Genomic DNA, 15,800 nt, shown 5'->3' with positions numbered 1-15,800 from the left:
GTGGGCTTTCGCTGGAATAGGGTTGAAAGAGTTAGTCGTCGAACATCGTCTCTTCAAGACGCTCGACTTCAGTACGCAGTTTGTCGATAAACTTCAGTTTTCGCACTGCAACGGCTGCTGGTTCCCACTCACCGGATTCCAGCAGGGTCTTCAGCTCACTGAGCTGGGCTTTTTGCAAATGTACGGCCTGCAGATCAAAATCAAACAGAGCTGCTTGTGGATCAGCAGCGGAAGGAATCTCTTCCAAAGCTTCGCGCAGTTCCATTTGCTGCATCAGAAATTCTGGATCCTGCAAGGTTTGCTGCTCTGCACGAATATCTACGCCGTTCTCTGCCAGCATATATTCCGCACGGGATACCGGATTTTTCAGCGTCTGAAATGCATCATTGATTTGCGCTGCCTTCTGGACAGCCATCAATCGATCACGCTCTGAAGCGGTCGCAAAGTTATCCGGATGGAATCGGCGTTGTAATTCGCGGAAGCGAGTGGCAAGAAGGCTACCGTCCAATTCAAATTGGAAAGGTAGCCCAAAGAGTTCGAAATGATTCATATGGCGTCTGATATCGGTTTACAAGCAAGTAGCGCGGCACTGAAGGTCCGCGCCCTGGCAGGGTCTGCCGTCAGCAAATATTAAACGTTGAAGCTTTCACCACAACCACATTCGCTGGATACATTCGGGTTGTTGAATTGAAAACCTTCATTCAGCCCTTCTTTGGCAAAATCCAGTTCTGTCCCTTCCAGATAAACCAGACTTTTGGCATCCACGATGACTTTCACACCATGTTGCTCGAAAATCTGATCTCCTTCATCCAGTTCGTCAACGAACTCAAGGACATAGGCCATACCAGAACATCCTGATGTCCGGACCCCCAGGCGCAAGCCAATGCCTTTGCCTCGATTTTCCAGAAAAGCCGCAACACGGCTCGCCGCCGCTTCAGTGATGGTAATGGCCATATACAACAACCCTTATTTCATTAATTGCTTTGATGTTTCTTTTTGTAATCGCTGACTGCCGCCTTGATGGCGTCCTCAGCCAGAATCGAGCAGTGTACCTTCACAGGAGGTAATTCCAGCTCTTCAGCAATGGCTGAGTTTTTGATCGATGCAGCTTCGTCCAGTGTCTTCCCTTTAACCCACTCAGTGATCAGAGAGCTGGATGCGATTGCTGAACCACAACCGTATGTTTTAAAGCGTGCATCTTCAATGATACCTTCATCCGATACCTTGATTTGCAGTTTCATCACATCGCCACAGGCTGGTGCACCCACCATACCGCTACCGATGTTTTTGTCATCTTTGTCAAAAGAGCCCACGTTACGTGGATTCTCATAATGATCAATTACTTTGTCACTATATGCCATGGTAGTATCCTCGAATTCGTGCAGATCGCAACTTAGTGGTGCGCCCACTCAACTGTGTTCAGATCGATTCCCTCTTTGTACATATCCCAAAGCGGTGACATCTCACGCAGTTTGTTGACTGCGGAACTGATTTGCGAAATTGCGTAGTCTACTTCTTCTTCAGTTGTGAATCGACCGAAAGAGAAGCGGATTGAACTGTGTGCCAGCTCGTCGTCCAGACCCAATGCACGCAGTACATAAGAAGGCTCCAGACTTGCAGAAGTACAGGCAGAACCTGAAGAAACCGCCAGGTCTTTCAGCGCCATCAACAGCGACTCACCTTCAACAAAAGCAAAGCTGATGTTCAGGTTGTGCGGAACACGTTGTTCCAGGTCACCGTTGACCGTCATCGCTTCGATGTCGTTCACACCGTCCAGCAGGCGGTTGCGCAGCGCCAGTGCGTGCTGACGATCTTTTTCCATATCTTCTTTTGCAATACGGAATGCTTCGCCCATGCCCACGATCTGATGCGTTGCCAGAGTCCCTGAACGCATACCGCGCTCATGACCACCACCATGCATCTGCGCTTCCAGACGGATACGCGGCTTACGACGAACATAAAGTGCGCCAATCCCTTTCGGGCCATAAACTTTGTGTGCAGACAGAGAGATCAGGTCAACTTTCATTTCCTGAACATCAATTGGCAGTTTGCCTGCAGATTGCGCAGCGTCCACGTGGCAAATCACACCGTTTTCACGGCAGATTTCACCGATCGCTGTGATGTCTTGAATCACACCGATTTCATTGTTCACGTGCATGATAGAAACCAGAATGGTGTCTTCACGAATGGCATCACGCAATTTCGCCAGATCGATCAGACCATTGGTTTCAGGCTCCAGATAAGTCACCTCGAAGCCTTCACGCTCCAGTTGACGACATGGGTCCAGAACTGCTTTGTGCTCGGTTTTGCAGGTAATGATGTGCTTACCTTTCTTCGCGTAAAAGTGTGCGACACCTTTAATCGCCAAATTATCAGATTCTGTTGCACCTGACGTGAATACGATCTCGCGTGGATCAGCATTCAGCAGGTCAGCCACTTGCTCACGGGCAGTATCAACTGCTTCTTCGGCTTGCCAGCCGAAACGGTGAGAACGGGACGCCGGGTTACCGAAGTTTCCGTCCATTGTCATGCATTGCACCATTTTCTCGGCAACACGTGGATCAACAGGGCAAGTAGCAGAATAATCTAAATATATTGGCAGTTTCATCTTCATCTCCAAAAACACGGGCCGCTGGGCGCTAGGAGCGAACATCGACACCTATAGTGGCGCTGTCGTGTGTATTTTTATTTCCAAAGGACGATTTCTGAAGGCGTTGGTCCTGACGATCCGAAACTTCGATAACGTCATTATCCTGCATCAGCTCACCGAGCGTAATATTGTTCAGGAAGTCACTGATTCGGGTGCTCAAATCATGCCAGAGGGTATGGGTCAGACAGCGTACGCCGCCCTGACAATCGCCTTTCCCATGACATTTCGTTGCATCAACAGATTCGTCGACAGCAGCAATGACAGTGCCCACTGCAATCTGATCTGCTTCTTCACCCAAGCGATAGCCGCCACCAGGTCCGCGAACACTCGCAACCAAACCGGCTTTGCGCAAGCGAGCAAATAATTGCTCAAGATAAGACAGTGATATCCCCTGGCGCTCTGAAATATCAGCCAGAGGCACCGGACCTTCCTGAGAATGCAGTGCCACATCTAACATGGCTGTGACTGCATACCGTCCTTTTGATGTCAATCTCATAACACACCGCTACCCACTTCAATCTATGGCAGCAGTGTCGCATACCTGACTAATTTGGTCAAGTATATACCTGAGTAAAACAGTCAGGTTTTATCTTGTTCATTTATGGCTGTTTTTTCTGTCCTGAGAGGGATTTTTGCACTGAAGACAGGATGCCACGCAGAATATTCAGCTCCTGTTCTTCCGGTCTGGCCCGGACAAACAATCGGCGAAGTTTTTGCATCACCATGCCGGAACGGTTGCTGATAAACTGGGTCTGCGCCATGACTTCCTGCAAATGGTCAAAGAACTTTTCCAGTTCCATGGTTCTCGGATATTCCGGCAACGTCTCTTCTGCAGGGAATGCCTGTGCTTCTTTGGCCAGATAAGCCATCCGGACTTCATAACTGATTGTCTGTACCGCCATGGCAAGATTCAGCGAGCTATACTCTGGGTTTGCCGGAATATACACATGGCAGTGGCACTTTTGCAGCTCCTCGTTGGTCAGGCCGGTCCGCTCACGTCCGAACAACAGCGCGACCGGATGAGAAGGCGCTTCTTCAATCGATTGAAGACCGCACTCTCGCGGATTCAGTTGCGGCCATTCCAGGCTGCGGGAGCGCGCACTGGAGCCAATCACCAGACCGCAATCGGCTATCGCCTCGTCCAGGCTGCTCACAATTCTGGCGTTTTCAACGATATCTGCCGCACCGGCAGCCAGTGCGATTGCCTGTCCGTCAATTTCACAGGCCGGTTCAACCAGCACCAACTGACTTAATCCCATCACTTTCATGGCGCGTGCCGCTGAACCAATATTTCCTGAATGAGATGTGCCCACCAGCACCACGCGGATTTGCTCTAACATGAAGGTGTGTTTTCCAACTCTGATTCCAAAACCGGGGGATTTTAGCACAGCCAATCATAAAGTGGGGAAAACATTATTAGAGAGATATTGGACAGATCTGCACAGCCAGTTTCGTACGAAAAATAACCGCTTCCCTTTTGCACAGTCTCTGATATACTCCCCGCCGCTTTTTAGTTCTTTAACATCCGTTGGGAAGATCCTATGCATCCGATGCTCAATATCGCGATCCGTGCTGTACGTAAAGCCGGTGACCATGTCGCTAAGTCTTTAGAAAAACCACAAGGCATTGAAGTCAGTAAAAAAGGCAACGATGTTGTCACCAATATCGATCACGAAGCAGAAGCGATGATCATCGACACGATTCTGAAATCCTATCCTGAGCACTGTATCGTGGGTGCTGAGTCTGGCACAAAGGAAGGCCGTGACAAAGAATGCCAATGGATCATCGACCCGGTGGATGGCACCAATAACTTCGTTCGCGGCTTGCCGCACTTTGCAATTTCTGTTGCCCTGCGCATGCGTGGCCGCACCGAAGTTGCTGCTGTTTACGATCCTTCCCGTAACGAACTGTTCACTGCAACCCGTGGTTCTGGCGCTCAGCTGAACAACCAGCGTATCCGTGCCTCTCAGCCACGTGACCTGACCGGTACCATTCTGGCAACTGGCCTGCCTTTTGCGGCAAAACAACACGCTGAAAGCTATTCAAAAATTCAACACGCCATGTTCATTGAATGTGATGATATGCGTCAGTCCGGTTCGACTGCGCTGGATCTGTGTTATCTGGCAGCTGGTCGTGTTGACGGCGTTTTCAAACTGGGCCAAAAGCCATGGGAAATGGCTGCAGGTGAACTGATTGCACGTGAAGCAGGCGCAATTTGTACTGACTTCACTGGTAATACAAACTACCTGGTGTCCGGTAACATCGTGGCAGGTAACGTTCGTGTTGTGAAACCGATTCTGTCCAAGATCCGTGAACACGGCAGTGAAGCGCTGAAGAAATAAGTCTGACTGATCCCGAACAGGGAGCTCAGAACTGAAAAAGCCCCGGTTAATGGCCGGGGCTTTTTTTCGACTGAAGAACAGTGGTCATCGAGCTGACCACCAGATAACTGCCTTAAGGTATCGCATCAAATTCTTCGCCTTCCTTCTCAACTTTTGGTGGCATCAAGTGCTCACGGGTAATCCCCAATTTCAGCGCCAGTGCAGAAGCCACATAAATAGAGGAGTAAGTACCGACCGTGATACCAATCAGCAATGCGGTTGCAAAACCGTGGATCATGGTGCCGCCTTTCATGAACAGTGCAATCACAACAAACAAGGTTGTTCCTGACGTGATCAGCGTCCGGCTTAATGTTTGTGTGATGGAGTTGTTCATGATATCTGCCGGGCCACCTTTACGCATCTTCCGGAAGTTTTCACGAATCCGGTCGAACACAACGATGGTATCGTTGAGTGAGTAACCGACAACAGTCAGCAGTGCTGCAACAATGGTCAGGTCAACTTCAATCTGCAGCAGAGAAAAGATGCCGATCGTGATAATGACATCGTGCGCCAGTGACAGAACAGCACCCGCAGCCAAACGCCATTCAAAGCGCATGGAAACGTAAAGCAAAATACAAATCAACGAGACCAGAATCGCCATACCGCCCGCTTCTGCCAGTTCATCACCAACATTCGGGCCAACAAACTCGATCCGTCGCATTTCCACTTGCTGATGAGTCCCATCGCGCAGGGCATCCAGCACCTGATTACCCAGTGTTTCGCCAGCAACGCCTTCACGCGGCTGCAAACGCACCATGACATCACGGGCCGTGCCAAAGTTCTGAACGATCGCATCGCCAAAACCAGCTGTTTCCAGTGATTGACGAATTTGCTCCAGATCAGCCGGATTCTCAAAGCCGACTTCAATCAGCGTACCACCGGTAAAGTCCAGCCCCCAGTTCATACCTTTGGTCGCAACCACGCCAATCGAGGCAATGATCATGACGGCAGACAACACAAAGGCCAGTTTTGACCAACGCATAAAGTCGATCACTTTATCCGCTTTCAAGATTTGAAACATGTCAGCGTCTCCTTAGATCGACAACTTATCGATACGTTTGCCGCCATACAGCAGGTTCACCAGCATGCGGGTCCCGATAATGGCCGTAAACATTGACGTCAGAATACCGATAGACAGGGTGACTGCGAAGCCTTTGATTGCCCCGGTTCCCACCGCAAACAGGATGATCGCGGTGATTAACGTGGTAATGTTGGCATCTGCAATCGTACTGAAGGCATTCGCGTAACCTTGCTGAATCGCCTGTTGCGGACTCCGTCCTTCGCGCAGCTCTTCACGAATCCGCTCGAAGATCAAGACGTTGGCATCCACCGCCATACCGACGGTCAGAACAATACCGGCGATCCCCGGCAACGTCATCGTCGCCCCCGGAATCATCGACATCACACCAATGATCAGAACCAGGTTCATCGCCAGTGCCAGATTGGCGATCAGACCGAACTTGCGGTAGTACATCAGGGTGAACAACATCACCGCGACCATGCCCCAAATACAAGCCTGGATTCCCATGTCGATGTTTTGCTGTCCCATTGATGGACCAATCGTCCGTTCTTCAACAATTGAGATTGGGGCGATCAGTGCACCGGCACGGAGCAGCAGAGACAGATTTTGCGCTTCAGCCGGGGTATCAATTCCCGTAATCCGGAAGTCACGTCCCAGCACCGTCTGAATCGTGGCCTGGTTGATCACTTCTTCATGTTTCTCCAGAATCACTTTACCTTCCGGAGTGCGCTTGCCGCTGTCTTTATATTCGATAAACAGCGTGGCCATCAGCTTACCCACGTTACTCCGTGAGAAAGCGGTCATTTTACTGCCACCTTCGCTGTCCAGCTTGATGCTGACCTGAGGACGGCCATATTCATCACTTCCGGAAGTGGAGTCTGTGATGTGTGCACCTTCAAGAATCACGCGTTTTTTCAGGACAACCGGGTTGCCTTCACGCGAGGTTTTCACTTCGCTGCCTGGCGGTACGCGTCCTGACGCAGCCGCAGCCAAATCGACCCCGGTGTCTACTTCACGGAATTCCAGGGTCGCAGTCGCTCCCAGAATCTCTTTCGCACGAGCAGTATCCTGAACACCCGGTAATTCAACAACAATACGGTTCGCACCCTGACGCTGAACCAGCGGCTCGGCAACACCCAGTTCATTCACCCGGTTACGCAGAATCGTAATGTTCTGAGCAACGGCGTAATTGCGGATTTCCTGCAAACGGCCTTCGGTAAATTGTGCATTCAATGCGAAACCGCTGCCTTCGCTGAACAGCATATCCTGATGTAACTTGGACAGTTCACGTCTTGCCTGCTGAACCTGCTCTTCATTACGCAGGCGCACTTCAACACCATTCTCTTTTACATCAATCGAACGGTAGCGAATGCGGGCTTCACGCAGCTCGGTACGGAACGCCTCTTCCTGTTGGGTCAGCAGCTTTTCCATGGCCGCATCCATATCCACTTCCATCAGGAAATGAACACCACCACGCAGGTCAAGACCAAGTTTCATCGGTGTTGCCCCCAGCATTTCCAGCCACTGGGGCGTCGATGGGGCAAGGTTGAGAGCAACAACGTAGTCATCACCCAAAGATTGATTCATTAAATCGCGGGCACTGATTTGCGTCTCAGTGTCTTGGAACCGGACCAGAATAGTCCCATTTTCGAATGCGATAGATTTGTAGGAGAGATTATCTTGATTAAGTTGCGCGGTGACTTTATCCAGCGCTGACATATCTACCGAGGCGCCACGCGCCCCGGAGATTTGGATCGCTGGATCTTCACCGTACACATTGGGAAGTGCATAAAGCAAACCGATCAGCAGTGCGAACACTACCATCAGGTTCTTCCACAAGGGATACCGGTTTAACACTGAGAAGATCCTTCAAAGCCATAAATTACAGAGATTTCATTGTGCCCTTTGGCAGAACCGCAGAAACAAAATCTTTCTTGATTGTCACTTCAGTGGTGTCATTCAGTGCGATCACAATGTAGTCATTTTCTTCAGACACTTTGGTGATTTTGCCAACCAGGCCACCATTCGTCAGCACTTCATCCCCTTTGCCCATGGAAGACATCAGGTTTTTATGCTCTTTCACCCGCTTCGCCTGCGGACGGTAGATCATGAAATAGAAAATGACTGCAAACAGGCCCAGCATGATGAACAGTTGCATGCCGCCACCCTGTGGTGCACCTTCAGCAGCAGCATGTGCTTGAGAAACAAAAAGACTCATTTATTCACGTCCTCGTTATAGTTAAATGTCTTTCAACGGTGGAACTTCTCGGTTCCGGCGCGCGTAGAACTCTTCTACGAATGCGTCGAAACGATCTTCTTCAATCGCCTGACGAATGCTTTCCATCAAACGCTGATAGTAACGTAAGTTGTGGATTGTATTAAGGCGCGCACCCAAAATTTCATTACATTTATCCAGATGGTACAGATACGCCTTCGAATAATTGCGACAAGTGTAACAGTCACAATGCGGATCCAGTGGACTTGTATCCGTTTTATGTTTCGCATTGCGGATCTTGATCACACCACCAGTGACAAACAGGTGACCGTTACGTGCGTTCCGGGTTGGCATCACACAGTCAAACATGTCGATGCCGCGACGCACACCTTCCACCAGGTCTTCCGGCTTGCCCACACCCATCAGGTAACGTGGCTTATCTTCCGGCAGTTGCGGACAGGTATGCTCCAGTACACGGTGCATGTCTTCTTTCGGTTCACCAACGGCCAGACCACCCACCGCGTAACCATCAAAACCAATCTCCGTCAGGCCCTTCACGGACACATCACGCAGATCTTCATACACGCCACCCTGAACAATGCCGAACAGTGCGTTCTCATTACCCAGTTTATCGAAATGGTTCCGGCTGCGTTTGGCCCAGCGCAGTGACATTTCCATCGATTGCTTGGCTTCTTCGTGCGTCGCCGGGTACGGTGTACATTCATCGAAAATCATCACGACATCTGACCCCAGGTCGTACTGAATTTCCATGGATTTCTCGGCATCCATAAAGATCTTGTCGCCATTCACCGGGTTACGGAAATGAACGCCTTCTTCAGTGATCTTACGGATATCCCCCAGACTGAACACCTGGAAGCCGCCTGAATCCGTCAGAATCGGACCTTGCCATTGCATGAAATCATGCAGGTCGCCATGCAGCTTCATCACTTCCTGACCCGGACGCAGCCACAGGTGGAAGGTGTTCCCCAGCAGGATCTGAGCACCCGTTTCTTTGACTTCTTCCGGTGTCATTCCTTTGACGGTGCCATAAGTTCCCACAGGCATAAATGCCGGCGTTTCTACGGTACCGCGTTCAAATACCAGACGGCCGCGACGAGCACGTCCCAGAGATTTATCTAATTCAAATTTCACAAAGCCTCCAATTGCCAGAGAAACAGTCTGACATTCAGGTCTGACGACCCAGGTTTATGCAAAAGGCCCTTCGCCTGATGCAACAGTGATCTGCCATGAGATCGAAAACTGTCCGGCTGAAAGCCAGACAGTCAGATTCGGGGAAAGTTCGACACGGATTGCCACAAAGCAAAAACATGTCGCTAACCGAAGGTTTTTTATTCAGCCTGCCGCCGCGTGATCAGCATGGAATCCCCATAACTGAAGAAGCGGTACTGCTCTGCAACCGCCTGACGATAAGCATTCATGGTGTGCTCATATCCCGCAAAAGCACTGACCAGCATGATCAGTGTTGATTCCGGCAGATGGAAGTTCGTAATCAATACGTCCACCAACTGGAATTCGTAGCCCGGGAAAATGAAAATGTCGGTGTCGCCAAAGAACGGGACCAGTTCAGTGCCGTTTTTCAGGGCATCCTGTGCTGCACTTTCCAGTGAACGAACTGAAGTAGTGCCCACTGCAATCACGCGACCGCCCCGAGCACGGGTTGCCTGAATCGCATCGACAACCTCCTGCGGTACTTCTACGTATTCCGCATGCATGTGATGGTCATGAATGTTATCAACGCGAACCGGCTGGAATGTTCCCGCACCAACATGCAGGGTCACAAAAGCAAATTCAACGCCTTTGGCTTTGATGTCTGCCAGCAGCTGATCATCAAAATGAAGTCCAGCCGTCGGTGCTGCAACCGCACCTGGCTTAGCGTTATAGACGGTCTGATAACGCTCTTTGTCTGCATCTTCGTCCGGGCGGTCGATATAAGGCGGCAATGGCATATGGCCGACCTGTTCCAGAATGTCCAGTACGGTCAGCTCGCTGTTGAATCGAATTTCAAACAGAGCGTCATGGCGGGCAACCATTTCGGCTTCGAATTCATCGTTTTCGCCCAGCAGCAGTTGTGTACCCGGCTTCGGTGCCTTTGAAGCACGAACATGTGCCAGAATGCTTTGATCATCCAGCAGCCGCTCAACCAGAACTTCCAGCTTACCGCCACTTGCCTTACGGCCGAACAGACGTGCCGGAATCACTCGCGTGTTGTTAAACACTAGCAAGTCACCTGGCTGAACCAGATCCAACACATTTTTAAACGATTGATGCGCAATCTCACCGCTATTGCCGTCTAATTGCAGTAAACGGCTCGCAGACCGCTCAGGTTGCGGATATCGCGCGATCAATTCATCGGGAAGGTCAAAGTGAAAATCTGAAACTTGCATTTTTTGGGCCCTAACTTACAGCAGGCAGCTAGTATAGGCTGCCTTACTGCAAGATCAAGCCCGCAGAAATGGGATGAAATACTTTGCTCAGTTGTCAGCGTCGGGTTCGCAGGATGGCCAGCCCAGTCAGGGCCAGTAAAATCAACAACGACAGACCACCACCACTGTCATCTCCGCCGCCGCCACTGCTCTGAACATTAAAGTTCTCCAGCCCGGCCTGACTGTAATCTTTCAAAAAAGGATTCATGGCAAAAACGGAAGCCGGGGTTGCGACAAAACCGCTGCCCACTACCGCGGCAATCCAATCCAGATAGGTTGACACTTGTGTATAGACGCCCGGCAGGTTTCCGGCACATCCTTCGCCGAAGCTCACCAGCCCGACCAGACGCAGGCCGAAGTCCGGATCACTGCTCGCCTGCGGATCCTGCCAAACCAGCGGCCCGCCGGAATCACCATAACAACTGTCCCGCGACAACCGGGGAGAAGGGGGAGAAGCACACACAAAAATACGGTACACCTGCGGATTCACCGAACTGCCCCACAGCATGTCGCAGTTCCTGTCCGGCACACCGGATAACAAGGTTTGCTGAAGTTGCGTTGCCCCGGGTGCGTCCGGATTTGGCGTTGTACTGCCCCACCCTGTCACCAGCAGGTTTCCCGGTCGATCACCATTCACCACCCAGGTATTGGCAAACGCATTATCTGCTCGCTGTTGTGTGGCTACAGACGCAATCTGGATAGGGATTGCCGCTTCGGGCAGATCCATCGCCAATTGCAATATGGCAATGTCATGATTGAAATTACTGCTGTTATAAGCCGGATGGACCGTAATGGCGCTCACGGGCGTGACGCTGCGACTGGTTGCCCCAAGCAGTGAAGTAATACCGGCCCAGACCCGGACATGCTCAGGTGTCGCTCTTCGCCCGGCATTGATGATGCAATGGGCAGCTGTCAGGACAGTTCTGGCATCAACCACCACGCCCCCACACTGATAGGCTTCTGTCCCGTTGCTGGAGAAATCGATACTGATGAACGCCTGCCAGGGCACTTCCCCCGGCATGGCGGAGATACCGCCAATGATTCTGGCTTCAGGTGGATTTTCCGTGTTCCCCATGGGCGGCGGCTCAGTCTCAGCAAAAACAGGAGAAACATGAAAAACACATAATAGAAGGAATAACAGGCACTTATCGATGGGGGCCTTCATCACTACTACCCTCATGAACTACAGTGGGTTAAGTATAAGGCCCGATAAAAATCGTCAATTGTTACATAAATGATATTCTGGGTTAGAATTGCGAAACGGGCCTGCACCACAGGTGAGACCCGTCCATCGTGTCAGCTTTCCTGCACAATTCGCGCCGCTCATTCAGACGCCAAAAGGCTGACTGCCGCTTACTTTTTCCTGCGCCAGTACAACAGGGAGAGTAATCCCAACAGTCCGCCAGGCGCCAGACTGCCACCACCGCTGTCAGAACGGGACAGTCCTGATTGAACGGGTGTTTCTGCATCTTGAAAAGACGATTCTGGATTCATGTTGGCCCGTTCAAATGGATCGGTGATGTAAACCGGATCGGGGTCAAAATCCAGCCCGACACCCGCGACAGAGCCAATCCAGGTCCGGTAATGCGACACTTCCGTATACACTGCCGGCACATCGGAGGCACACTGAGCCCCAAAACTCACCAGCCCGACCAGCCGGAGTCCGAAGTCCGGATCACCCTCATTCTGCGGGTTTTGCCATACCAGGGGTCCGCCGGAATCCCCCTGGCAACTGTCCCGCTCAACCGCCGGTGACGGAGAGATCGCGCAAATAACCTGGTCCCGGTTCCCGAGATTAATATTACTCCAGACCCGATCACACACCTCATCCGGCACCCCAGACAGCAGTACCTGCTGTAACGTATCAGAGACTATGGCATCAGGCTCAGTAGACGTCAGGCCCCAGCCGGAAACCAGCAGATTTTCCGGATTGACACCCCCTTGGGTATAGGTATTGTCGAAAGTCAGATCGGCCTCAAACTGCTCACTGATCGTGGCAATCTGAATCGGCTGTACATCACCGGTGAGTGCAGAATTCAATCGCAGCAACGCAATATCATTGGCGAAGGTATCAGCGTCAAAATCAGGATGAATGGTCACACTGGCCACTGTATAGGCATTGCTCTGCCGGGCACTGCTGGTCGCAGTAATACCTCCCCAGACTAATATTTCAAAAGGCATGGCAACAACTTGGTTCTGTTCCATGCAATGTGCCGCAGTCAGGACGGTCATCGCATCGATGATCACCCCGCCACATTGAAAGATATCCTGCCCATCCCGGCCATAATCAATATAAATTAAAGCCTGCCAGGGTAATGCATTCTGCTCGGCTGGTGTTCCGCCAATGATTTTCGCCACCGCAGAGACTTCATCTTGTGAAGAATTTTGCTGCGCAAAAACAGAACAACTGAGTACAGAAATGACCAGTGCCACCCCTGTAGAAACCTTCATCGCTTTTGAGATTCGCATTACACCTTCACCTTGTCTGAACATAAAATGACTGCGACATCTCTTTTTATTGTATAAAAAACTACCAGCCGCTTTGTGATATTGACCCCTGAAGTGACCATTTCTTCCGATTCGAGACAGATTTTCTAAAAAGTTGGACACCATGGCACAGACTTTCTGTCAACCGGGAAACACTCTTAGGGCGTTTCAATTTCTGGCACTCCGATTGCACAGCCCATCCATTTCCCTGTTACAGTGTTGGTATGCGTCCTGAAGAACTGGGGCCAGACGATGACTTCTTTCACAAGTACAGCACATGAATTTCCTTGCACATCTGCATCTGGCCGATCATTGCCAGAGCCATCTGACCGGCAACCTGCTGGCTGATTTTGTCCGTGGTGACCCATACAGGCAATACTCGCCAGAAGTGGCTGCGGGGATCCGGCTGCATCGCTTTGTCGACGGCTTTATTGACAGCCAGCCCGAAGTCCGGGCCTGGCGTCAGGCGTTTCCGCCCGCGATCCGCCGGGTCAGCGGCATTGCTCTGGATATGATCTGGGACCATTATCTGGCACGACACTGGACTGCATTTCATACGTTACCGCTCACCGCATTTGTTGCACTGGCCAGAGCGGAAATCGAAGGTTTTGCCGAACCCGTACCAGAGACGTACCAGCAAATGACCACGCGAATGTGGGAACAAGCGTGGTTGCTGGAGTACCGCCGGGCTGAAAGTATTCATCATGCGTTGGCGCGGATGGCCGCCAGACGTCCCAAACTGCATGCACTGTCTGAGTGCCCGCAGTTTCTGACGACACATTACGCTGCACTGGAGGAGAGTTTCCTGATTCTGTACCCGAGATTGATGGCGGCAAGCCGGATGTACTGGCAGGAAAATCAGGCAAGGTTGATTCAGCCGGATCCGGCTGGTTCTTCGAAAGATTAAGAAAGAAAAAGGGGAGCCAACGGCTCCCAAGGCGATAACAATTTCAAAGTTATACCAATCAAAGTCAGTCAATGTTCAGAAATAGCGCAGGAAAAATGTTTGAGAACAAGGCAGATTTTTTAGATAAGTCGTCATTCTACAATCAAAAAATCTAACGCAGTGATCGAACATTTGAACCCGCTAGGATGACCAGTGATTGACTGCGATTGGTATTCAAAGGCTATCTTTCTGGGGCTGCGTGACCAGCCCCTGGATATAGAAGATAACGCTCATCGCAATCTCCTTCCGGAGTACAGCTGCGAAACGGTCTTACTAGGATAGATTGCTCAGTCAAATCCAATCAGTCTGCTCAGAACTGATCTTCCTCGGTCGAGCCGGTCAGCGCGGTCACTGAAGAGTTTCCGCCCTGAATCACATTGGTCATCTTGTCGAAATAACCAGTACCCACTTCCTGCTGGTGCGCCACGAAGGTATAACCCTTCTCTGCTGCCGCAAACTCAGGACGCTGTACTTTCTCGACATAATGACGCATGCCTTCGCCCTGCGCATAAGCGTGGGCCAGTTCAAACATGTTGAACCACATGTTATGGATCCCTGCCAGAGTAATGAACTGATACTTGTAGCCCATGTCAGACAGTTCCTGCTGGAACTTCGCAATGGTTGCAGCATCCAGATTCTTCTCCCAGTTGAAAGACGGGGAGCAGTTATAGGCCAGCAGCTGATCCGGATATTCTGCATGAATCGCTTCTGCAAACTTACGGGCTTCCTCCAGACACGGCGTCGCCGTTTCACACCAGATCAGGTCGGCATATGGTGCGTAAGCCAGACCACGGGCGATCGCCTGATCAATGCCGGCGCGAACGCGATAGAAACCTTCCGGAGTCCGCTCACCGGTGATGAAGTCGGCATCGTATGCATCACAGTCCGAGGTCAGCAGATCAGCAGCATTGGCATCGGTCCGCGCAATCACCAGCGTGGTTGTACCTGCAACGTCTGCGGCCAGACGGGCGGCAACCAATTTCTGAACGGCTTCCTGCGTCGGCACCAGCACTTTGCCGCCCATGTGGCCACACTTCTTCACAGAAGCCAGCTGGTCTTCAAAGTGAACCCCGGCCGCACCCGCGTCAATCATGCTGCGCATCAGCTCGTAAGCATTCAGAACACCACCAAAACCGGCTTCTGCATCTGCGACAATTGGCAGGAAGTAGTCAATACCGCCTTCTTCCGGACTCTTCCCATTCGCCCACTGAATCTGATCAGCCCGGCGGAAAGAGTTGTTGATTCGCTTCACCACGGCCGGGACAGAATCCACCGGATACAGCGACTGATCCGGATACATCGAAGAGGCCGTGTTATTATCTGCCGCCACCTGCCAGCCAGACAGGTAAATCGCCTCAATTCCAGCTTTCGCCTGCTGGACAGCCTGACCACCGGTCAGCGCACCCAGACAGTTCACGTACCCTTTTTTCGCAGCACCGTTCACCAGATCCCACAGCTTGTCAGCACCGCGCTGAGCCAGTGTGTTCGCCGGGACGACGGAACCCTGAAGGTTCACCACGTCTTCCGCGGTATAGGTACGCTTCACGTTTTTCCAACGCGGATTCTCAGCCCAGTCCTTTTCAATGGCTTCAATCTGTTGCTGGCGAGTCAGTGTCATAATAAATCCCTCATATTATGTGACGATAATTCGCAAAA

General features: G+C 51.3%; 16 protein-coding genes. 2 read left to right on the top strand and 14 right to left on the bottom strand.

Annotation, left to right across the window (positions count from 1 at the left end; all coding sequences use genetic code 11):
* Positions 1-31: 31 nt before the first annotated feature.
* From hscB to trmJ, 6 genes are all read right to left on the bottom strand, one after another.
* On the bottom strand, positions 32-550 hold the full coding sequence (gene hscB / locus KDD30_RS02965; RefSeq protein ID WP_211647326.1) for a co-chaperone HscB: 519 nt from the start codon (positions 548-550) through the stop codon (positions 32-34).
* 80 nt (positions 551-630) lie between these two features.
* Positions 631-954: an iron-sulfur cluster assembly protein IscA gene (gene iscA / locus KDD30_RS02960; RefSeq protein WP_211647325.1), complete on the bottom strand. Its 324-nt coding sequence runs from the start codon at positions 952-954 to the stop codon at positions 631-633.
* A gap of 20 nt (positions 955-974) precedes the next feature.
* On the bottom strand, positions 975-1,361 hold the full coding sequence (gene iscU / locus KDD30_RS02955; protein ID WP_046218868.1) for a Fe-S cluster assembly scaffold IscU: 387 nt from the start codon (positions 1,359-1,361) through the stop codon (positions 975-977).
* Between the two features lie 32 nt (positions 1,362-1,393).
* A complete protein-coding gene (locus KDD30_RS02950) occupies positions 1,394-2,608 on the bottom strand; it encodes an IscS subfamily cysteine desulfurase (protein ID WP_211647324.1) in 1,215 nt (404 codons plus the stop codon).
* Positions 2,609-2,639: 31 nt separating this feature from the next.
* Positions 2,640-3,146 (bottom strand): Fe-S cluster assembly transcriptional regulator IscR, encoded by a 507-nt coding sequence (iscR, locus tag KDD30_RS02945; protein ID WP_211647323.1) that lies wholly within the window; start codon positions 3,144-3,146, stop codon positions 2,640-2,642.
* A 103-nt stretch (positions 3,147-3,249) separates the two neighbouring features.
* Entirely contained in the window at positions 3,250-3,990 is a 741-nt protein-coding gene (gene trmJ, locus KDD30_RS02940; protein WP_211647322.1) for a tRNA (cytosine(32)/uridine(32)-2'-O)-methyltransferase TrmJ, read from the bottom strand.
* A gap of 201 nt (positions 3,991-4,191) precedes the next feature.
* Here trmJ and suhB point away from each other — a divergent pair, with 201 nt between their 5' ends.
* Complete coding sequence (gene suhB / locus KDD30_RS02935; protein ID WP_211647321.1) at positions 4,192-4,992, top strand: inositol-1-monophosphatase; 801 nt, start codon at positions 4,192-4,194, stop codon at positions 4,990-4,992.
* A gap of 112 nt (positions 4,993-5,104) precedes the next feature.
* On the opposite strand, the gene secF is transcribed toward suhB, so the two are convergent.
* The 7 genes from secF to KDD30_RS02900 all read right to left on the bottom strand — a co-directional run bounded on the left by secF (position 5,105) and on the right by KDD30_RS02900 (position 13,180).
* Positions 5,105-6,052 (bottom strand): protein translocase subunit SecF, encoded by a 948-nt coding sequence (gene secF, locus KDD30_RS02930; RefSeq protein WP_211647320.1) that lies wholly within the window; start codon positions 6,050-6,052, stop codon positions 5,105-5,107.
* A 12-nt stretch (positions 6,053-6,064) separates the two neighbouring features.
* A complete protein-coding gene (gene secD, locus KDD30_RS02925; RefSeq protein ID WP_211647319.1) occupies positions 6,065-7,909 on the bottom strand; it encodes a protein translocase subunit SecD in 1,845 nt (614 codons plus the stop codon).
* 25 nt (positions 7,910-7,934) lie between these two features.
* Positions 7,935-8,270 carry a preprotein translocase subunit YajC gene (yajC, locus tag KDD30_RS02920; RefSeq protein WP_211647318.1) on the bottom strand — a complete coding sequence of 112 codons (336 nt, stop codon included), beginning with the start codon at positions 8,268-8,270 and terminating at the stop codon, positions 7,935-7,937.
* 21 nt (positions 8,271-8,291) lie between these two features.
* On the bottom strand, positions 8,292-9,419 hold the full coding sequence (gene tgt, locus KDD30_RS02915) for a tRNA guanosine(34) transglycosylase Tgt (protein WP_211647317.1): 1,128 nt from the start codon (positions 9,417-9,419) through the stop codon (positions 8,292-8,294).
* 197 nt (positions 9,420-9,616) lie between these two features.
* Positions 9,617-10,672 (bottom strand): tRNA preQ1(34) S-adenosylmethionine ribosyltransferase-isomerase QueA, encoded by a 1,056-nt coding sequence (gene queA, locus KDD30_RS02910; protein ID WP_211647316.1) that lies wholly within the window; start codon positions 10,670-10,672, stop codon positions 9,617-9,619.
* A 94-nt stretch (positions 10,673-10,766) separates the two neighbouring features.
* A complete protein-coding gene (locus KDD30_RS02905; protein ID WP_211647315.1) occupies positions 10,767-11,786 on the bottom strand; it encodes a serine protease in 1,020 nt (339 codons plus the stop codon).
* Positions 11,787-12,064: 278 nt separating this feature from the next.
* Entirely contained in the window at positions 12,065-13,180 is a 1,116-nt protein-coding gene (locus KDD30_RS02900; RefSeq protein WP_211647314.1) for a trypsin-like serine protease, read from the bottom strand.
* Between the two features lie 295 nt (positions 13,181-13,475).
* Here KDD30_RS02900 and KDD30_RS02895 point away from each other — a divergent pair, with 295 nt between their 5' ends.
* Positions 13,476-14,105 carry an ACP phosphodiesterase gene (locus tag KDD30_RS02895; RefSeq protein WP_211647313.1) on the top strand — a complete coding sequence of 210 codons (630 nt, stop codon included), beginning with the start codon at positions 13,476-13,478 and terminating at the stop codon, positions 14,103-14,105.
* Between the two features lie 349 nt (positions 14,106-14,454).
* Here KDD30_RS02895 and aceA read toward each other — a convergent pair whose 3' ends face one another.
* Complete coding sequence (gene aceA, locus KDD30_RS02890; RefSeq protein WP_211647312.1) at positions 14,455-15,762, bottom strand: isocitrate lyase; 1,308 nt, start codon at positions 15,760-15,762, stop codon at positions 14,455-14,457.
* Positions 15,763-15,800 lie beyond the last annotated feature (38 nt).

Source organism: Photobacterium sp. GJ3 (genome assembly GCF_018199995.1).
In the GTDB taxonomy this organism is placed as follows: domain Bacteria; phylum Pseudomonadota; class Gammaproteobacteria; order Enterobacterales; family Vibrionaceae; genus Photobacterium.
The sequence above is the reverse complement of the archived record's forward strand: the minus strand, read 5'-3'. Positions and strand labels throughout refer to the sequence as shown.